General features: G+C 51.6%; 16 protein-coding genes and 1 pseudogene. 6 read left to right on the forward strand and 11 right to left on the reverse strand.

All coding sequences use genetic code 11. The annotated features are described in order from the left end of the window. Nucleotides 1-105: 105 nt before the first annotated feature. The 10 genes and pseudogenes from ACOTZC_RS13820 to ACOTZC_RS13865 all read right to left on the reverse strand — a co-directional run bounded on the left by ACOTZC_RS13820 (nucleotide 106) and on the right by ACOTZC_RS13865 (nucleotide 11122). Nucleotides 106-1479, reverse strand: coding sequence for a hypothetical protein (locus ACOTZC_RS13820; RefSeq protein WP_045620561.1), 1374 nt, complete (start codon nucleotides 1477-1479; stop codon nucleotides 106-108). After that, a complete protein-coding gene (locus ACOTZC_RS13825) occupies nucleotides 1479-1736 on the reverse strand; it encodes a PAAR domain-containing protein (protein ID WP_045356826.1) in 258 nt (85 codons plus the stop codon). The genes ACOTZC_RS13820 and ACOTZC_RS13825 overlap by 1 nt, the downstream gene beginning before the upstream one ends. Continuing rightward, on the reverse strand, nucleotides 1736-2488 hold the full coding sequence (locus tag ACOTZC_RS13830) for a T6SS immunity protein Tli3 family protein (protein ID WP_064790948.1): 753 nt from the start codon (nucleotides 2486-2488) through the stop codon (nucleotides 1736-1738). The genes ACOTZC_RS13825 and ACOTZC_RS13830 overlap by 1 nt, the downstream gene beginning before the upstream one ends. Before the next feature lie 3 nt (nucleotides 2489-2491). Further along, a complete protein-coding gene (locus tag ACOTZC_RS13835) occupies nucleotides 2492-3187 on the reverse strand; it encodes a T6SS immunity protein Tli3 family protein (RefSeq protein ID WP_248162010.1) in 696 nt (231 codons plus the stop codon). Nucleotides 3188-3190: 3 nt separating this feature from the next. Further along, nucleotides 3191-3885, reverse strand: a pseudogene (locus ACOTZC_RS13840) (T6SS immunity protein Tli3 family protein). Between the two features lie 3 nt (nucleotides 3886-3888). After that, nucleotides 3889-4608 (reverse strand): T6SS immunity protein Tli3 family protein, encoded by a 720-nt coding sequence (locus tag ACOTZC_RS13845; protein WP_047173101.1) that lies wholly within the window; start codon nucleotides 4606-4608, stop codon nucleotides 3889-3891. A gap of 3 nt (nucleotides 4609-4611) precedes the next feature. Beyond that, nucleotides 4612-5307, reverse strand: coding sequence for a T6SS immunity protein Tli3 family protein (locus ACOTZC_RS13850; RefSeq protein WP_248162008.1), 696 nt, complete (start codon nucleotides 5305-5307; stop codon nucleotides 4612-4614). Nucleotides 5308-5316: 9 nt separating this feature from the next. Beyond that, nucleotides 5317-7452, reverse strand: coding sequence for a T6SS effector phospholipase Tle3 domain-containing protein (locus ACOTZC_RS13855; protein ID WP_421635825.1), 2136 nt, complete (start codon nucleotides 7450-7452; stop codon nucleotides 5317-5319). Next, entirely contained in the window at nucleotides 7449-9962 is a 2514-nt protein-coding gene (locus tag ACOTZC_RS13860) for a type VI secretion system Vgr family protein (RefSeq protein ID WP_163353955.1), read from the reverse strand. The genes ACOTZC_RS13855 and ACOTZC_RS13860 overlap by 4 nt, the downstream gene beginning before the upstream one ends. 491 nt (nucleotides 9963-10453) lie before the next feature. Further along, nucleotides 10454-11122, reverse strand: a complete 669-nt coding sequence (locus ACOTZC_RS13865) for a YecA family protein (protein ID WP_047173104.1) — start codon at nucleotides 11120-11122, stop codon at nucleotides 10454-10456. Between the two features lie 422 nt (nucleotides 11123-11544). Between ACOTZC_RS13865 and ACOTZC_RS13870 the strand changes: the two genes are divergently transcribed. From ACOTZC_RS13870 to ACOTZC_RS13890, 5 genes are all read left to right on the forward strand, one after another. Continuing rightward, nucleotides 11545-12666, forward strand: a complete 1122-nt coding sequence (locus ACOTZC_RS13870; RefSeq protein WP_059445062.1) for a branched-chain amino acid ABC transporter substrate-binding protein — start codon at nucleotides 11545-11547, stop codon at nucleotides 12664-12666. 99 nt (nucleotides 12667-12765) lie between these two features. Beyond that, on the forward strand, nucleotides 12766-13680 hold the full coding sequence (locus ACOTZC_RS13875) for an ABC transporter permease subunit (protein WP_023312278.1): 915 nt from the start codon (nucleotides 12766-12768) through the stop codon (nucleotides 13678-13680). Between the two features lie 11 nt (nucleotides 13681-13691). Next, nucleotides 13692-14966 carry a high-affinity branched-chain amino acid ABC transporter permease LivM gene (gene livM / locus ACOTZC_RS13880; protein ID WP_032668486.1) on the forward strand — a complete coding sequence of 425 codons (1275 nt, stop codon included), beginning with the start codon at nucleotides 13692-13694 and terminating at the stop codon, nucleotides 14964-14966. Beyond that, entirely contained in the window at nucleotides 14963-15838 is an 876-nt protein-coding gene (locus ACOTZC_RS13885; RefSeq protein ID WP_045356847.1) for an ATP-binding cassette domain-containing protein, read from the forward strand. The genes livM and ACOTZC_RS13885 overlap by 4 nt, the downstream gene beginning before the upstream one ends. After that, entirely contained in the window at nucleotides 15835-16551 is a 717-nt protein-coding gene (locus ACOTZC_RS13890) for an ABC transporter ATP-binding protein (protein WP_033145889.1), read from the forward strand. The genes ACOTZC_RS13885 and ACOTZC_RS13890 overlap by 4 nt, the downstream gene beginning before the upstream one ends. A gap of 278 nt (nucleotides 16552-16829) precedes the next feature. On the opposite strand, the gene ACOTZC_RS13895 is transcribed toward ACOTZC_RS13890, so the two are convergent. Next, entirely contained in the window at nucleotides 16830-17501 is a 672-nt protein-coding gene (locus ACOTZC_RS13895) for a DUF2076 domain-containing protein (RefSeq protein WP_045404404.1), read from the reverse strand. 949 nt (nucleotides 17502-18450) lie between these two features. On the opposite strand from ACOTZC_RS13895, the gene ACOTZC_RS13900 reads away from it, so the two are divergent. Then, on the forward strand, nucleotides 18451-18822 hold the full coding sequence (locus ACOTZC_RS13900) for a hypothetical protein (RefSeq protein ID WP_226855190.1): 372 nt from the start codon (nucleotides 18451-18453) through the stop codon (nucleotides 18820-18822). The last annotated feature ends 227 nt before the right edge of the window (nucleotides 18823-19049 follow it).

Raw genomic sequence — 19049 nt, forward strand, 5'->3', positions numbered from 1 at the left:
GAAACTATCCGCTTTAATAGGGAGAGATTCCCCTTTAATCAATCCCTTATATTACGATTATCACCATCCGAAATGCTGTCGTTAAAATTAATGCTTCATTCATCATCACATCCCCATGTGCTCATAAGCTTTGTCACCATAATACAAGGTAAACAATGTCCCCATCCCAAGGAATAAACCTATTAACAGAACCGCCATTATCGTTATAAACCAGCCGGACAGAGTTTTACCGGCTTCACCAACGCTGGCAATGATTAACATCAGCCCAAAAAACAACATCAGACCGCCAATCCCGCCAGCTTGCCACGGCAACGTATATCTTTTTTCTTCGGGGTAATCGGGTTGGCAGGTCAACCGGGAGGATAGCGCGGCCATGGCAAAATGGTTCTGTGCGGACGCGGCCACAAGCTGATCGCCCTGCCCGTACATAATCGCATCAGCGGCCAGCGTCAGCATCAGCCACTGATAACCGGCAGAGCGCTCACCGAGCGAAGCCTCAAGCTCCAGCCTGTCCGGCACCACTTTGTTCTCGTCCAGCACTTCCAGCAGCGGATACTTCTCTGTGCGGGATAACCCGGTATACCAGAGCATTTTAGGTTTACTGACCGTTTCCGTCCTCAGATAAACCGGCACCTTGCTTTCAACGTCAGTAACACCTGTCATCGGCTGGTAAAGATAAACAGGTTTTTCTCCTTCAGTTTTGACGTAGTAATTTGTGAAGAAAAGCGCGGTGACATTCTCCATCCACTTCGATTCTTCTTCTGCCGGGTGCAGGTCTGCAATGATAAGCAGGTGATTTGCGACACGGGTTCCGGACTGCTTTATCCACTCCGTTATTTGCGTATAGTCCGGACATTCAGGTAAAAACGTAATTTTATCGGCGCTGATTGCCTGGCGTTCGAACACTCGCCGCAGTTCATCGCTAAAGGATTCATCCCCGCCTCGAACCCACACCAGCGCTTCAATCTGCTGGTACCGAGAAAGTTTCCCTGCCATGGGCTCCAGAACGCGGGCTACTGCCTGCCCGGCCCTCGTGAAATCGAACGATTCTTCCAGCTCGATTTTCAACGGCATTTTAGCGGCCAGCGGAAACTCTCCCTCAAGTTTCAGCATTCTCAGTGCCAGTTCCTTTGTTGCCTTTGGTGGAGTGAGTACGGACCAGCCAGCAAGGGTAATGTTCCCCCTGGCGAAGCTGACAACCTTATATTCCTGCCGGGCGGCAATCAGCAGCCTCGTTTCCATGTAGTGCCTCATGCCGTGATACACGACAGACCACATCTGAACGAACCCCGTCAGAAAAACAACCGGAATAACCGCGGACTGGGCAAGAAAATCGAGATCTACATGTTTATTACCCGGCCAGGTGACTGCCCGAACAGCAATACAGATAATCACGACGATCACATATAAGATAAAAACTGCCAGATAGGGGTAGTCTTCTTTAAATTCGTCCTGTTCAGGATACAACCACCAATTCATCACACAGCCCCCGCAACAGGTAGCGTAGTCCGGATAGCACAACCACACGCCGCTTTACAGCCGTCCACGACCACGCCGCGGCCGTTCATCGTCCAGGTTGGGTGACAATCGTTAATAGGGAACGTCCCCTTATGCTCCGTACACGTCACTTCATCGCCTTTCAGAGCCACAGGCAGGCCCATAAATTGCGCGCCTGACGCCTTAATTACTTTCCCGCCGCTTACCAGCGGGTCATTGAGTCGAATTACGCCGTTCATTAGTATCCTTTCCTTCCTGCATCCATATCGCAACGCATATGATCCCAGCCGGTATAGCCTTTTACTTCCGGAACCTTATCGGGCAGCCCCTGATATTTTTTCATTTCTTTTAAGCCTGTTTGGTCTAACTCACCATTAGTTATATAGAGCGTTCCCCATGACCAATCGCTGAATGATTTAGGCATTTGTAAAGGCTTATAATTTTTATCTAAACCAATATCGATATAATCTTTACTTTTAAAACCGGGATCATCGAATGGCTTAGATGACATATATATGAAGTCACGCTGATTTTTGTTTCCTCCATCATATGGCTTAATGACCAAATAACCTTGGTCATTAATAACTGCAAATGAAATAGCGTTTTGCTGATCAGGATGAACAGACTGATTAGACCACGCCCTCAATCTAATTTCTAAACTTTCTGGCGCAAACACAGCTATTTGCCAGTTTTTCCCATAGTCTTTTGAAATGATAAATTCCGATACATTTTTTGTCGGTACGGCAATATATTTTTCTGATGGGTGAATATATGTTTTAGAAAAAATTTGATAAAATTGACTCACAGGCTCGGTATGAATGCCCCGTTTTGTATCCGTATACCAGAGTTCGCCCTCGCAGTTCCAACCCTTCAGCTCCAGATAGCGATGATCATCAAAACGGTAAACCACCTGTGTTGGCGGTTCTGAAGCCTTACAAGCCGCCGCAAATAAAACAGCAATAGTAATAATCCCTACACATAATCCTTTCATGAGTTATTTCCCCACGTCCATGTCACAACGCATATGATCCCAGCCGGTGTAGCCCTTTATTTCCGGTATCCTGTCAGGAAGATCCTGATAGTTGGCTTCATGACTCATTATTTTTCCAACAAGTCCTTCTCGCGTGAAGTAAATCAATCCCCAAGCCCATCCTGGTGCTTCCGAAGTAATACTGTCTTTTTCCCCATTAGCAAGGCTATAAAAAATACCTGGGCCTCCAGGTAAAATACGCGGGTCATCAAACGGCTTTGATGACATATACAGCCGGTGTTTCGTTTGTAAAAAACCCTGATCGTTGACGACGGTGAAAGAAAGAACATCTTCCTGCTGTGGGGCATTCATTCCATTAAGATCATTTTCACCAGGGGAAAACAGTGCATCATGCCAAGTCTGACCGTAATCTTTCGAAACAAGAAAACCACTTACATCCCAGGTCGGAAGCGCAATGTAACGTTCTGAGGGATGCACATATTTTTTGGTAAATATCCGGTAAAACTGGCTGACTGGCTCCGTGTGGATACCCCGCTGTGTATCCGTGTACCAGAGTTCACCCTCGCAGTCCCATCCCTTCAGTTCCAGATAACGATGGTCATCGAACCGGTACACCACCTGCGTCGGCGGCTCTTTCGCCTGGCAACCCGCTGCCATAAATACAGCTGCAGCTGTCAGACCTGAACATAATCCTTTCATGCTTTATCGCCCCGCATCCATATCGCAACGCATATGATCCCAGCCGGTGTAGCCTTTTACTTCCGGTATTTTGTCAGGCTGATTTTGCCAACTGGTCTGAAGTTCCTGAACGGTATCTTTTAGCCCTTGTTTAGTCATATAAACCATTCCCCAGGCCGACCCCGCAGTTCCGGGTTTTATATCTCCTTTTGTTCCATCCTCAAGCTCATATTGAATACCCGCCCCTCCAGGCAAAATACGCGGGTCATCAAACGGCTTTGATGACATATACAGCCGGTGTTTCGTCTGTAAAAAACCTGATCGTTGACGACTGTGAAAGAAAGAACGTCTTCATAAGGAGGACCATCATCACCATTTGGCTCATTGTGACCGGGTGCAATACCTACAGAATGCCAGGTTTGTCCGTAGTCTTTGGACACCATAAACCCACCAGCGCCCCAGCCTGTTATTGCAATATATCGTTCTGAGGGATGGATAAATTTGCGGGTAAATAATCGGTAATACTGGCTGACCGGTTCGGTATGAATACCTCTCTTTGTATCCGTGTACCAGAGTTCACCTTCACAGTCCCAGCCCTTCAGTTCCAGATAACGGTGGTCATCAAAACGGTAAACTACCTGGGTCGGCGGTTCTGAAGCATTGCAACCTGCGGCCATAAATACAGCTGCGGCTGTCAGACCTGTGCATAATCCTTTCATGCTTTATCGCCCCGCATCCATATCGCAACGCATGTGGTCCCAGCCGGTATAATCTTTCACTTCCGGAACCTTATCAGGTTGATTCTGCCAATTGGTTTTAAGTTGCTCAGTAGAGCCTTCTAAACCTTGTTTGGTCATATACACCATTCCCCAGGACCAACCAGGTGAACGGGGTTCCACTTTCCCGCTTACCTTTTGCCCAGTACCGTCATCCACGGTGTATTCAATCCCAGGTCCACCAGCGGCAAGGCGCGGATCATCAAACGGTTTTGATGACATATACAACCGGTGTTTCGTTTGCAAAAAACCCTGATCGTTGACGACTGTGAAAGAAAGAACGTCGTCGTAATAAGGGGCATTACTTCCATCAGGTTCATTTTCTCCCGATGACATTGATGCACCACCTTTTACCCACGTTTGTCCATAGTCTTTCGATACTGAAAAACCACCCGTTACATTCCCCCACCAGGGAATGGCAATATAGCGTTCTGAAGGATGCACAAATTTTTTCGTGAAAATTCGATAAAATTGACTGGCTATTTGCGAATGAATGCCTTTTTTAGCATCGACATACCAGAGTTCTCCTTCACAGTCCCAGCCCTTTAACTCCAGGTAACGGTGGTCATCAAAACGGTAAACCACCTGCGTCGGCGGTTCTTTCGCCTGGCAACCCGCTGCTATAAATACAGCTGCAGCTGTCAGACCTGAGCATAATCCTTTCATGCTTTATCGCCCCGCATCCATATCGCAACGCATATGGTCCCAGCCGGTATAACCTTTTACTTCCGGCACTTTGTCGGGCAGGTCCTGATAATTGGCCTCACGGCGCATAACCTTTCCTTGCAAACCTTCCTGCGTAAAATAAACCATCCCCCAAGACCACCCTGGGGCATCTGGCGTAATTTCATCCATTTCACCGCTGTCTAAACGATATTTAATCCCCGACCCACCAGGCAAAATGCGCGGGTCATCAAACGGCTTTGACGACATATACAGCCGGTGTTTCGTCTGCAAAAAACCCTGATCGTTGACTACGGTGAAAGAGAGAACATCTTCATAAGGCGCACTATCATCACCATTGGGTTCATTTTCTCCTGGGGCAAACTGTGCAAGTTTCCATGTCCGACCATAGTCCTTCGATACCCTGAAACCATCTGTCCCCCAAATAGGTACAGACATATATTTTTCTGAAGGATGAATAAATTTACGCGTGAAGATCCGATAAAACTGAAAATAAACCTGAGAATGTATAGCCCTCTGCGTATCGGTGTACCAGAGTTCACCTTCGCAGTCCCAGCCCTTCAGCTCCAGATAGCGATGGTCATCGAATCGGTAAACCACCTGCGTCGGCGGCTCCTGGGCTTGACAAGCCGCTGCCAGAAAAATAGCTGTGACCGCCAAGCCTGTACATAATCCTTTCATATCTAATCCTTAAGCCAGCTGGCTGTCACTTTTAGGTTTTGGCATTTCCCATTGCAATAATTTTACTTCCTGGAAATCTTCCGGCCTGGCGGTTCCCGTCTCAATATCCATCAGGTTACGTGATCGCGGCCGGATACCGGCATAATCATTTTTCACACCGAAGTCACCCGCAGGCAGCACCTTATCGGGTTTATTCATAAAATCTTTTGTAGAGGCCGTTGGCAATCGACCCGATTTGTAATATTCCCTCGCATATTGATTACCGCTTTGAGGATCACGCCAGTCTGCACGGTGTAACAACCCTTCCCAGAATTTACCGGCTTTGTAGTCAAACGACTTACACTGACCAATTGCAAGGTCGAACGCCATCGCGTGCGATGGTGCAAACTCGCTCATGACAATTGACGAATGCTGGCTGTAGCTTACCGGGTCAACTTTTTTCCATTCTTTTTCAAGTACTTCACGGGTTTTCAGCCAGGTAATGGACAACACAGGGTAATCTTTTGAACCAGTTACTTCCCCGTGAATAACGGTATGCCCCCGGTCAAGGCTTTCCCCCTTCAGCTCATCTGGTGTTAAAACATGCCCAGGCTTCCAGCTAATACGCTGATAACTGTTAAGCATATACATCGCAGAATCTGTGCGCTTAATGGCACTGGCTTTAGCTGAATAGGATATGTAGGCATCTGGGCTATCCGGGTCGATATAATACGTATACGGCTTGTCACTCGTTTCAGGGTCATTATCAGGATGGTTATCCTGACCCTGTAGTTTGAAAATAAAGGGCTCTGGCAATTCTTCACCGTTTACCACTACGTCATGGGCTCGGTAGCAGGCATTCGGGAGAAACGAATATTTTGCATCCCCCTCTTTTCGTTGTGGCAACGCAAAGGGTTTAGTGTCAGGAGCTTTTCCTACTTCGCCATGCTGATAAAAAACTCGCTGAAACAGGTTAGGAATACCACTGGCTATTTTTTGGGGGATACCACCCCAGCCGAACCCCTGCACATTCTCAAGTGACACAACACCATCGTTCGGGCAGAAGTAGTTGTACACTTTGCCGTTGTTGTTCCGACAATATCGATCATCACCCCGCAGCGGGTTATCTGAAGGTTTACGCAACGTACAGGAGGCTTCCAGGGTCAGTAATTCATCCTCGTCTAATTTTCCTCCCCCTTTCCACTGGGTATACATCAGGCTACAGAAATTTTTGAATGTCTTCTGCCTGGCGGCATCCGTCTGTTGGTATCCGGGCTGAATATTTTCAGCCACGCGGGACTCCAGTGAATAAGGGGAATGATTCAGAATGACGCAGTTCACCGGATTCTGTCCTGCCTGTTTTACCAGCATATTTGCCAGCATGGTGATGATGGTCCCCTGGCTGTGCGCCACGATGTTAATAACATCATGTCTAGTTGCCTCTTCGGTTCGGATTTGTAAAATCAAATCAGCAAGGCGCTGGGCAGCAAAAAACTGATAGATTCGGTGGGGGTTTTCATAGATGGGATGAGTGTAATCCCCGTGATTCATATGCAGTGATGCAAATCCCGCAGCCGCCAGCGCCACACCTCCCGCCCCCGGCCCCAGCATGTCGGGAATATTGGTTGTGGCGTTCGCGAAGGTGCCGCCCCCTTTGGCAAAGTTCGCTTCCAGCGCATTACCAAAGTTATCGTTCTGGTACTTATACGCGCCTTTTCCGTCATTACCCAGATCGGCTTTTTTATCAGCATTATCTTCCTGATAGGCATCGTACGGCAGGTGAGCCTGGTCTTTCAGCTTACCCACTTCATCCCGGTACCGCTTCTGATCTGCAACATAATCCGCATGGGTGACGGGCTTATACCCCCAGTAAAACGGGATAACCGGTGAACGGCCGGGACGGGTGATTCTGTATTTCCCCCATTCATGGGTGTAAAAGTCTGTGCGGCCAAGACGTTTACTCAGGCCCGCGATAATGCCCTTCTCCTGGTTCTGGTACGCTTCGCCTACATCATTCACGCCGTGGACCAGAATAACGATCCCCGGCATCGGGCGCGGTACGCCCACACGGCAGGTCTGAGCGACTTCCCCCAAATCCCTGTGTACAGGAATATCCCCTTCTGATATTACCCGTGGCGCATACGGGCTTTTTCTGGCTTCCGTCATTCCATTAACTCCATTTTGTAGGTATCCAGGTCATCGGCATCGAGTAGCGATGAATGACCGTTGCTGTCCGTAACACCCTCAACCACGTTTCCGGCCGAGCTGGTCAGCCTGAATTTTTTGTTTGCGAGAATTTGTTCCGGGTCGTCTCCGGCGTGCAGCTGGTAGCGGAATTTGAATGCGCCCTTATTGAACGGCGGGACCGTGACCTGCGCGCTTTCCGGACCGTCATACTTCAGGTTGGGTCCTTTCAGTTCGATTCCCGTTGGCGAAAAGATGGTGACCAGTCCGTTCGGACTGACACGGATCCCGCCGCCGCCACAGACCAGCTGTATGCCGTGTTTGGCGCTGCCGTTCAGCTGCCCGGCAGTGCTCGCCATCGTGAAATCTTTCTGCGAGAGCATGTGCATGGCACCACGCTGGGCCTGCGTCGTGATATCCCCGGCACCGGCAATCATCTGGATGCCGAGCTTGCGGACGAACAGCGAGAGTTTTTCCCCCACGGCCAGCGAGAATTTTTTCACCACGTTCACGCTGGCATCCTGACCTGCTGTTGCGATCAGGTCTTTCCCGGCGGACAGCTGCAGGCTCTGCGGGGTGACGTGTGCGGCACCCTTTTCGGCATACGCCAGAATGCCCGGCCCTGTCAGCTGGTTCAGCACCTGGGCCAGCTGGTTTTGCCGATCGGTATCCACATTCCCGGCACCGGCCGTTAAGGCGCTTTGTTGCAGCGTCATCGCCAGCGACAATGCTTTTTCCAGCTGCGCGATGGCGGCCGTCATATCCAGCTGTTGGCCCTGCGCGCGGGGCTGGGCCTCTGTGGTAATGAGCACCCCTTTGGCGGCACGCAGCGCCATCCAGTCATCGGTGCGGGCTTCCACGCCCTGCCCGCGTTTTTTCCCCGTGGCATCGACCAGGTGGCCGACGCTGACCTGTCCCTTGCCGTGCTCCGTGGAAATCTTGATATGTTCCTCACCCCGGCGATCCTCAAGGCGGATTTTGTTCGAGGCGGCCGTGCGGATCACGTTGCGGGTATCGTTGCGGTTTGTGACCAAATCCGGATGGCTGCCGTCATGCATGACGTGCGCGATATACGGCCTGTCCGGGTCGCCACCTTCAAAGGCGACTGCCACCTCCGTTCCGTCCAGCAGCGGGAAGTGAAAACCAAACACATCCCCGCCGTACGGTCTGCCCAGACGCATCAGCGCACTTTCAAAGCCGTCACGTTTTTCATCAAGGTCAAAATCAAACTTCACGCGGTAGCGGCCCTGCGCATCGACTCCGGCATACGTGGGATCGCGATTAATGGCCGCCACGCGGCCGGGCACGGTTCCGGCTATCACCGGACGCGGCAGATAGTCCGGACGGTAGCTGTAGCCGTGCAGACAGGGAATGCCCTTCAGGATGGCGCGATAGTGCTCCGCGCGGCTGCCGGAGAGCGTCATCGTGGTGACAACGAATCCGGGCTTAAACCCGGCAGGAATATCTCCTGTCAGGTTAAACATCACGCCCGGCAGCAGTTCCGGATCGCTGGTCGTCAGCCCCAGCACGCTCTGATTGTTCAGCAGACGCTCATAGCGCAGGCGCGCGTAAAACGTAGCCGTTTCCGCCTCCTGTCCATAAAAGTCGCCTTCACTCAGAAAGTGATCGGCGTAGTGGTACTGTTTGCCGCGGGTTATCCCGTCAGGAATGTCGTTGTCGGTAATGGTTTTATCCGCCTGCGGAGAAAACGGATCGCGATAGTTATAGGTGCGGACCAGCACGTTTTCGGGAATGAGCTGGTAGCGCTCTTCGAGCTCGGTAACGTACTCTTCATGACTGGTCATGCCCGAATGACGGACATATGGCAGCTTTTTATCGCTGAAAACGTAGCGACGGCCCCCGTCACCAAAAATCACCACCGTTTCGGCCGGTACCTTGTCGTGATTTTCAAAGCGAAACCAGATCCCGACTTCGGCCAGCAGGCGGCGGATAAACTGGAGATCGGTTTCTTTCCACTGGATAACCATTTCCCGCAACGGGTAGCTGAAGCCCAGCTGGTCGAAATCGATGTTGTAACCCTGAAAATGTCCGCTGTCCTTCATTAACTTCGTGACGAGCTCAGGCACCGTCATACCCATGTACACGGCCGAACGATAATTTCGGTCCATCAGCGCCAGTTCATGCTCCAGCACGCATTCATACAGCGTTTCATCAGCGGACGACTTCAGACGGGTAAATGACGTGATTACGCCATTTATCTGCCGCACCGGCAGCCAGGGCTCCTGATTGTGCCAGCCAGCTTTCGGATTCGGGGCACGCAGAATAAACTCAGCCATCTGGTTAAGAACGTCGTTGACGGCAATATCTGGTACCGGACTGGTAAAGCGAATGGTATAGCGATAGGGTTTACTGAGTTCTTCTTCTCCTCTAAACGAGAGAACATCAGATAAAACGGTTTTATTTCTGGGAAAATACAGTAAATAACGATTCAATGTATCCTGTTGTTGAATCGAGTTTGATTGCCCTGCCATCGTCAATTATCCTTTTGATCAACCGATAAGATTAATCAAAATATACGCCTGGAGACCGATCATTAAAACCTTATTTCACAGAAAGGGATGAAAGATTTAAAATATTCAACGCGCAAATAAACACAAAATAAACATTCATGAATTAAATGAAAAGATAAAATAAATACCCGGAAGAAATATGAAAATACAAGAATCCCACTAAGCCCTTCAGGGTATAGAGATCAATGGTATTCGATGAGCAACAATAAACATTGCGCTTATTCACGGTCTGATATGCCTGGCCATATATATATCGTTTACGGCAAAGTTCAGAGAGTTATCATTACCTGAAGGCAGAAGGTTGGGAGGTAAGCGCAGTGCGAAGCATCGATTTTCCGCGGAGCCGGGAGGATTGATAAGGAGCCTCGACGGCCCCTTATTTCGTTCACAGGTAAAGACCGTATTATTTTCTACTGGTCTTAAGGTGAACGAACCAATGCCACAAAAATGTTTCAGTGCAAACAGCAGCTCTTAAACTTCTTCCCGCTGCCGCAAGGACACGGATCGTTACGTCCGACCTTCGTGCCGTTCACCGTCGGCTTCTTCACTTCCGGCTGCTGCGGATTATTTACCCAGTATTGATATAAACGCAGTGCCGCAGGCTGGATACGCTCGATGCTGGCAATATATTCCTCTTCGGACAGTTCATCCAGCTTTTCGCTGTTCTCTTCCGTCCCGTGCAGCGCAACCACGTCAAGATCGGCCTTCAGGGCTTCCGGCAAGGCTGACCAGTCCGTCAGCGCCACGCCGCGCATGTAGCCATAACACCACTCTTCCACCACGGTATAGCTCTCACCGTCCACGTCGTTATAGCCGAACATAGGTTCAAACTGATCCGGGTACTCGCTCAGGCGCTCGGCAATATCGTTCATGTGCTTAAAGCAGAGATCGATAAAACGGTTCATTTCCCGATCGTTTTTCCAGCGCGGGATATATTTCTCGCCGCCCCACACCGCCACCAGCCAGGCATCTGGCTCAACGACAACAGGACCGGAAAGCACCGCGGTTAGCATGCCGTCCAGTTCGGACACGTCAATCACGGACGCATCATCATGACCGTAAGACATTAACGTCTCTTCAAGCCACGCCATTTCGCTTTCATTCAATGGGCCTTCAGTCATCGCTGACACTCCTGCAAAAGGAAACGATCCTAACACATATCTCACGCCTCTCCGGGCTGAAGTTTAGGTCTTTATTGCTGCAAAAACGTGCAAATCGTGACCTTTGCACAACTTATGGGCTTTATTGTTAACGATATGTGATCTCCGCTGTAATTTCTTCTCCTCCCGCAAGGCGGCATAACGCGGCGCTCTATACTCAGACATGTCACAAGCCCGTCAAAGGGTTAACCATTCTGGCAACGTTTTTGCTTAATGTTCTTCGCGCGACGCTGCGCAGGGATACCTCGCCGTACATGCAGGATGCCGTCTGTATCTTGTTCGTTTAGTGCATTTTGTTCTTGCTCGTGTTTCGGATTGGCTGCGCCGTCGGGCGTTCGGGTTTACGCCGTGGTGCAAAAACCTCTTTGCTAAGGAACATAATAATGTCGCTGAAATTTATCAGAACTCCTCTTTCTCTTGTGTTGGCCGGTTGCCTGGTGACGGCGTTTTCCGCCCGGGCAGATATTGTGATTGGCGTGGCCGGGCCGTTCACGGGTCCTAATGCCACCTATGGCGATCAGTACTGGCACGGCGCAACGCAGGCCGCTGAAGACATTAATGCCGCAGGCGGCATTAACGGCGAGAAAATCAAACTGGTTCAGGGGGATGATGCCTGCGAGCCCAAGCAAGCCGTGGCCGTGGCCAACCGTTTAGTTGACCAGGATAAGGTCAACGCCGTGGTCGGCCATTTCTGCTCCTCTTCCACAATGCCCGCCTCCGAGGTGTATAGCGACGCGGGCATTATTTCGATTACCCCCGGCTCAACTAACCCGCTGATCACCGAACGCGGCATGAGCGATATGTTCCGCATGTGCGGCCGCGACGATCAGCAGGGTCAGGTTGCCAGCGACTTCATCATCGACAAGCTGAAAGCCAAGCGCGTGGTGATTATTCACGATAAAGACACCTATGGCCAGGGTCTGGCTGACGCCACCAAAGCGGCGCTGGCCAAACGCGGGGTTCAGGATGTGATGTACGAGGGGTTATCCCGCGGTGAAAAAGACTTTAACGCGCTGGTGACGAAGATCGGCGCGCAAAAACCGGACGTCGTATTCTTCGGTGGCTGTCACCCGGAAGCCGGTCCGCTGGTTCGCCAGATGCGCGAACAGGGCGTGCAGGCGAAATTCTTCTCCGGCGACTGTATTGTCAACGAAGAGATGGTGACCGCTGCGGGGGGCCCGCAATATACCAACGGCATTTACATGACCTTCGGTAAAGACCCGCGCCTCATCCCGGACGGTAAAGCGGTTATCGAAAAATTCCGCGCAGGTAAATTCGAACCAGAAGGTTACACCCTTTACTCCTATGCCTCCGTACAGGCTATTGCCGCGGCCTTCAAGGCCACCGGCGGCAAGGACTCCGCCAAAGCCAGCGAGTGGCTGAAAGCCAATTCCGTCGACACGGTGATGGGCAAAAAAGCCTGGGACAGTAAAGGCGATCTGAAAGTGTCTGACTACGTGGTTTACCAGTGGGACGACAAAGGAAAATATAAGGAAGTGCAGTAACGGGACGGAGTCACGCTCAACGTCGGCGGGCCTGCCCGTCGGCGCGTAATAAACATCCGGCTGCGCGCATCGCGCAGCCTATAAAACGAGCGCGCTAAGATGAGTACATTCTTCCTGCAACAGTTAATCAATGGCTTAACGCTGGGCTCCGTCTACGGTTTAATCGCCATCGGCTACACCATGGTGTACGGCATTATCGGGATGATCAATTTCGCCCACGGCGAAGTGTATATGATTTCCGCGTATCTCTGCGCCATTGGCCTGGCGCTGCTCTCGTTCTTCGGTCTGCAGTCGTTCCCACTGCTGATCCTCGGGACGCTGGTGTTCACCATTGTTGTAACCGGGGTGTACGGCTGGACCATCGAGCGTATCGCCTACAAGCCGCTGCGCAACTCCACGCGCCTGGCGCCGCTGATCTCCGCCATCGGCATGTCGCTTATCCTGCAAAACTACGCTCAGCTGAGCCAGGGTCCGCGTCAGCAAGGAGTGCCGACCATGCTGGACGGCGTGATTCGCCTGCATCTGGGCGACGGGTTCGTACAGATAACCTACACCAAAGTGTTTATTCTGGTTGCCTCGTTTGCCGGCATGCTGGTGCTCACCTGGATTATCAACCATACCCGGCTGGGCCGGATGTGCCGCGCGGTACAGCAGGATCGTAAGATGGCCTCCATTCTGGGCATTAACACCGACCGGATCATTTCGCTGGTCTTTGTGATCGGCGCGGCGATGGCCGGTCTGGCGGGGGTGTTGATCACCATGAATTACGGCACCTTTGATTTCTACGTCGGGTTCGTGATCGGCATTAAAGCCTTTACTGCAGCGGTACTCGGCGGCATCGGCTCCCTCCCCGGCGCCATGCTCGGCGGCCTTATCCTGGGCGTGGCGGAAGCCCAGTTCTCAGGCATGGTGAACTCGGACTATAAAGATGTCTTTTCGTTCGGCCTGCTGGTCATGATCCTTATTTTCCGTCCTCAGGGCCTGCTTGGACGCCCGATTGTGGCCAAAGTATGAGGGAGAGAATGATGACATCACACGTTTTTTCACTTAAACGCTGCATGCTGGACGCGATTTTTTCCGGACTGATTGCGCTGATTATTTTCGGCCCCATTGCGGGCGTGGTGCTGGACGGGTACAGCTTTAACTTCGCCGGGCAACGGCTGGCCTGGATGGTTGGCATCGTCATGTTCGGGCGTTTTCTGTTGAGCGTCTTTTTAGGTACCGCCGCGGGCGCCCGTTTCCAGGCGCGCTTCGAAGCCGATAGCGCGGGCGTATATGTCCGGCCACCGGAATATAAAAGCCGCATGCGCTGGATTATTCCTTTGGTAATTGCCCTTGCGATTTGCTTTCCGTTTGTCGCCACTAAATATGTGCTGACCGTCGCCATTCTCGGGCTGATCTACGTGCTTCTCGGTCTGGGGCTGAATATCGTCGTGGGTCTGGCCGGCCTGCTGGATCTGGGATATGTCGCGTTCTACGCAATTGGGGCGTACGGTCTGGCGCTGGGATACCAGTATCTCGGCTTAGGCTTCTGGAGCATGCTGCCGCTGGCGGCAATCATGGCCGCCGCCGCAGGCGCCCTGCTCGGTTTCCCGGTACTGCGCATGCACGGTGACTATCTGGCCATCGTCACCCTCGGGTTCGGGGAGATCATTCGCCTGATACTGAACAACTGGCTGACCTTCACCGGCGGCCCAAACGGCGTCTCGGCCCCTCCCCCCACCTTTTTCGGCCTGGAATTTGGACGACGCGCGAAAGAAGGCGGCGTGCCCTTCCACGAATTTTTCCACCTGACCTACAACCCGAACATGAAGTTTATTTTTATCTACGCGGTTCTGTTCCTGGTGGTGATGCTGGTGCTCTATATCAAGCACCGCCTGACGCGTATGCCGATTGGTAGGGCGTGGGAAGCGCTGCGTGAAGACGAAATTGCGTGCCGCTCGATGGGGCTGAATCATGTTCTGGTTAAGCTCTCCGCCTTTACGCTGGGCGCGTCGACCGCGGGCATTGCCGGGGTGTTCTTCGCCACCTATCAGGGGTTCGTGAATCCCACCTCCTTTACCTTCTTTGAATCGGCGCTGATCCTCGCCATTGTGGTGCTGGGCGGGATGGGCTCGACGCTTGGCGTGGTGCTGGCCGCCTTTGTGCTCACGGTCACGCCGGAACTGCTGCGCAGTTTTGCCGAGTACCGCGTCCTGCTGTTTGGCATGCTCATGGTGGTGATGATGATCTGGCGTCCGCGCGGTTTGATCCGCATTAACCGCAGCGGGTTTGCCGTGCGTAAGGGCGTCGCGCCATGAACGGAACGATATTGCGCGTTGAACATCTGATGATGCACTTCGGCGGGATTAAGGCGTTAAACGACGTCAACCTGGACGTGCAGCGTGGCTCAATTACCGCCCTGATTGGGCCAAACGGGGCGGGAAAAACTACCGTGTTTAACTGCCTGACGGGCTTCTACAGGGCCTCCGGCGGCAACATTTTATTTAATACCCGCCATAAAACGACCAACGTTATTCAGGTGCTCGGACAAAAATTCCAGCCGGGAGACTGGATTAACCCCGCGCAGTTCGGGCAGCGTCTTTTCTACAAAATGTTCGGCGGAACGCATCTGGTCAACCGCGCAGGGCTGGCGCGCACGTTTCAAAATATCCGTCTTTTTCGCGAGATGTCTGTCGTAGAAAACCTGCTGGTTGCGCAGCATATGCGCGTTAACCGCAATCTGCTTGCCGGGATCTTAAATACGCCGGCATACCGGCGGGCGGAAAGCGACGCCCTGGACAGGGCCTTCTACTGGCTGGAAGTGGTGGATCTGGTGGAGTGCGCCAATCGCCTGGCGGGAGAGATGTCGTACGGCCAGCAGCGGCGTCTGGAAATTGCGCGAGCAATGTGCACCGGGCCGGAAATGATCTGTCTGGATGAACCCGCCGCCGGGCTTAACCCGGTTGAAACGCATAAGCTCAGCAGCATTATTCGCTTTCTGCGGGATCATCATGACATCACGGTACTACTGATTGAGCATGATATGGGGATGGTGATGGAGATTTCGGACGACATTATCGTGCTCGACCACGGGGATGTTATTGCCAGGGGAAAACCCGAGCAGATCCAGCATGATGAAAAGGTTATTGCCGCCTACCTGGGTACGGATGAAAGCGAGGTCACCCTATGAGCGAACCGCTGCTGGCATTTCGCGAGGTGGACGTGTTCTACGGCGTCATTCAGGCGCTGAAGCAGGTTTCCCTCGAGGTCAATAAGGGTGAAACCGTGGCGCTGATTGGCGCAAACGGCGCGGGTAAATCGACATTGCTGATGTCCATCTTTGGCCAGCCCCGTATTCGCAGCGGACAGATCCTTTTCGGCGGCGAAGATATCAGCCATAAATCCACCCACTACGTCGCGTCCGGAGGCATTGCGCAGGCGCCGGAAGGCAGACGAATCTTCCCGGATATGACCGTTGAAGAGAATCTGCTGATGGGGACCATCCCCATCGGCAGCCAGTTTGCCGCTGAGGATATGCAAACCATGTTCGACCTCTTCCCGCGCCTCAAGGAGCGGCGCAAGCAGCGCGCGATGACCATGTCCGGCGGGGAACAGCAGATGCTGGCGATCGCCCGGGCGCTGATGAGCCGTCCGAAGCTGCTGCTGCTGGATGAGCCCAGCCTGGGCTTAGCCCCGATTGTGGTGAAACAGATCTTCCAGACGCTGCGCGAGCTGGCCCGCAACGGCATGACCATCTTTCTGGTGGAGCAGAATGCGCATCACGCGCTGAAGCTTTCAGACCGTGGGTATGTGATGGTTAACGGGCAGATCCGGTTGAGCGGCAGCGGCGAGGAGCTGCTGGGAAATCAGGAGGTGAGGAAGGCGTATTTAGGTGGGGTGTGATTTGATATCTGCCAAATGGGCTGATTCCGTGATGGATCATTTCGGCACATATGGGATAGAAGAACTGGAGTATATGTTAGTCGATATCGCCTCTTTGTTTGGATTGCTTCCGGCAATTCTTACAGGTTTGTTAGTAAGAAACGTAGTAAAAAGAATGTGATTTATGAGCCTTCAGACTTAGCCGCGAAAGCTTTTTTGACCCGGAAACGCAAAACCCCGAAAGTTGGATACCTAACTTTCGGGGTTCACTTCATTTCGGTGGTTACACGATAACGTCGTTAAATAAAACTATCGTCGTCATTGCTGTAGTCGTCATCTACATCGTCATTCTGCCAGACGTCGTTATTACTGCCTAACGGATCGTTCTGGTTGAGGAAACGGGTGTCAGAGATGTTATTAACGTCGCCGTATTGATTACCGACAAACGGTTCGCCACCGACGGGCATTGCCGGTTCTTCGATGATGTTCACGATCTCTTCCGGCCGCGACTGATGGAACATGCTGGTAAGCATCTCGGCAAGCGCTATGCCACCGGCCACGCCAGCGGCTGTCTGGAGCGCGCCAGCCATAAAACCGCCGCCGCGAGTAGCTGGCGCCCGAGAGTAATCCTGCGCCGGTGGCTGTTGCGGCTGGGCATTCCAGCTGTTGTCAGGCTGCGGGTTATTTTTCCCGCCACCAAACAGGCCGCCGAGGAAACTGCCGCCCATCGAGGGTTTGCTTTTTTGCGCGGCTAATTCGCTTTCAAGCTCCTGAACCCGGGCCTGTAGGCGTTTCAGCGCCGCTTCCTGAATCAAAATCGACTGCGCCATATAGTAGGGGGCCGCAGGCTGCTGTCTGACAAATTCAGCGATCTGACGCTCTGCATCTGCATCCCGTTGGCTGTTTTGTTGTCCGGTCTGTTTTAGACGCTCGAAAAGGCCGTTGATAAGCTGCTGTTCTTCATATTGCATGACAATAACCTTCCGCTCTCCAGGGTGGATACCAACCAGTTTATCAGCGGCGGCAACCTGTGTCTGGCGAGTGAAATGTTTGTTTAAGATTGGTTGCAGGTTAGCTGAAAATCGCCCTGCTTTCTGGGCTTGTTATTAGAGAGTCAGGCTTAACCTTCTGGTATAACAGCAAATTCTCGGGCACAGCAGGATCGGGACGATGATGAGATACGATCACTTCGCCCTAAGCCAAAGGCACAAAAAAACCACCTTTCGGTGGTTTCACGACACTGCTTATTGCTTTGATTATTCTTTGTTTCCCATGGTACCCGGAGTGGGACCTGAACCCACACAGCGCGAACGCCGAGGGACTTTAAAAACTATAAGAGAGCCTTACGCATCATAAGCTTATGATACGTAAGACTCTTTTATATGGTAATCGCAGGTAATCACTGGTGATGGTTGCACTTCTGCTGCCACTATTTTCGGAGAGCTAAATCCAGTTTTTCTCACAATCCAGCGGAAGATCAAGCGTTTGAATGGCTGCTTCAAAATCCGCGTCTACATGGCGTCGACGCTTCGACAAAAGTGTAACTCTACAATTCACCATCAACTCGGTGGGGCTTTTGCATTTTCTTTTTCGTAGTATCCTCATTATCATTCTGTCTGTTTCACAAGCAAAACCATAAGGAAGGTTTGAATTGGACAGCGCGAAATCTCTGGCAAAAAGGATGCTGAAAAGTCTGGATGTTGGCGATTCCGGTTTCCTGGCTTCTGTAGCCCAAGGAATGCTCTCTTTCCCGGTCAGTATGTATTACCTCGGATATGACTTCATGGACACGACTCATCGTCATTCTAATTTTGATGATCGAGTGAGGATGGCTAACAGCTCAAACGAGGGATATCGGTTCATCAGGAAGCTCAAAAAATAGTTAATGCCGTAATCAGAGAGTTCATGTCAAAAGTTAACATGGACAGTATTCAGGGTATTGCACAAAATTTTACAGGCGTAATGGCTGGTAAATTCATATTCGCTGAGCTAACCGGAGTAAAGCTAGGTGCTGCCGTATCGACACGTATTATGACCTCGTTCGCCGCTGGCGTAGTCATCGGAAGTGCTCTGACGATTGGCGCAGAAACATCGAGAGCTATCTATACGGCCAGAAAGCTTGAAAACCAAAACCCTGCACTCTACTACCGACTTAAGAGTATGGGTGATTTGGATCTTCTGTATTTTCTTGTTGAAGATAAATTGAAACCTTTTCTTGACGCATGCAGCGTAGCAGATGTAAACAAGCATGAATTTAACGAAGTATGTAAATACTTTTTTGGTGGATTATGAACACTCAGGACATTATCAAACTAATAGCATCCAGAATTCTGCGCGGGTTGGGGATGGGAATTGCTTCTGCGGGCCTATTGTCCTGTATTTATTTCTTTTCATTTTCAAAAGACGAATCCCGTTTTATCTGGGGCGCAGCGTCTGGTGCTCTCATTGTACTTGGTTACTTTATATACCGAATTGCGATACTCAAGGTGTTTGACGAACGTTGAAGACCTCAATTGCTC

This window comes from Enterobacter cloacae complex sp. SHL009 (assembly GCF_049237205.1).
In the GTDB taxonomy this organism is placed as follows: domain Bacteria; phylum Pseudomonadota; class Gammaproteobacteria; order Enterobacterales; family Enterobacteriaceae; genus Enterobacter; species Enterobacter cloacae_M.

Bases quoted from the DNA above. Each gene is read 5' to 3' on its own strand.
- ACOTZC_RS13820 (WP_045620561.1), bottom strand. From the start codon at position 1,479: ATGAATTGGTGGTTGTATCCTGAACAGGACGAATTTAAAGAAGACTAC.
- ACOTZC_RS13825 (WP_045356826.1), bottom strand. From the start codon at position 1,736: ATGAACGGCGTAATTCGACTCAATGACCCGCTGGTAAGCGGCGGGAAA.
- ACOTZC_RS13830 (WP_064790948.1), bottom strand. From the start codon at position 2,488: ATGAAAGGATTATGTGTAGGGATTATTACTATTGCTGTTTTATTTGCG.
- ACOTZC_RS13835 (WP_248162010.1), bottom strand. From the start codon at position 3,187: ATGAAAGGATTATGTTCAGGTCTGACAGCTGCAGCTGTATTTATGGCA.
- ACOTZC_RS13845 (WP_047173101.1), bottom strand. From the start codon at position 4,608: ATGAAAGGATTATGCTCAGGTCTGACAGCTGCAGCTGTATTTATAGCA.
- ACOTZC_RS13850 (WP_248162008.1), bottom strand. From the start codon at position 5,307: ATGAAAGGATTATGTACAGGCTTGGCGGTCACAGCTATTTTTCTGGCA.
- ACOTZC_RS13855 (WP_421635825.1), bottom strand. From the start codon at position 7,452: ATGACGGAAGCCAGAAAAAGCCCGTATGCGCCACGGGTAATATCAGAA.
- ACOTZC_RS13860 (WP_163353955.1), bottom strand. From the start codon at position 9,962: ATGGCAGGGCAATCAAACTCGATTCAACAACAGGATACATTGAATCGT.
- ACOTZC_RS13865 (WP_047173104.1), bottom strand. From the start codon at position 11,122: ATGACTGAAGGCCCATTGAATGAAAGCGAAATGGCGTGGCTTGAAGAG.
- ACOTZC_RS13870 (WP_059445062.1), top strand. From the start codon at position 11,545: ATGTCGCTGAAATTTATCAGAACTCCTCTTTCTCTTGTGTTGGCCGGT.
- ACOTZC_RS13875 (WP_023312278.1), top strand. From the start codon at position 12,766: ATGAGTACATTCTTCCTGCAACAGTTAATCAATGGCTTAACGCTGGGC.
- livM (WP_032668486.1), top strand. From the start codon at position 13,692: ATGACATCACACGTTTTTTCACTTAAACGCTGCATGCTGGACGCGATT.
- ACOTZC_RS13885 (WP_045356847.1), top strand. From the start codon at position 14,963: ATGAACGGAACGATATTGCGCGTTGAACATCTGATGATGCACTTCGGC.
- ACOTZC_RS13890 (WP_033145889.1), top strand. From the start codon at position 15,835: ATGAGCGAACCGCTGCTGGCATTTCGCGAGGTGGACGTGTTCTACGGC.
- ACOTZC_RS13895 (WP_045404404.1), bottom strand. From the start codon at position 17,501: ATGCAATATGAAGAACAGCAGCTTATCAACGGCCTTTTCGAGCGTCTA.
- ACOTZC_RS13900 (WP_226855190.1), top strand. From the start codon at position 18,451: ATGGACAGTATTCAGGGTATTGCACAAAATTTTACAGGCGTAATGGCT.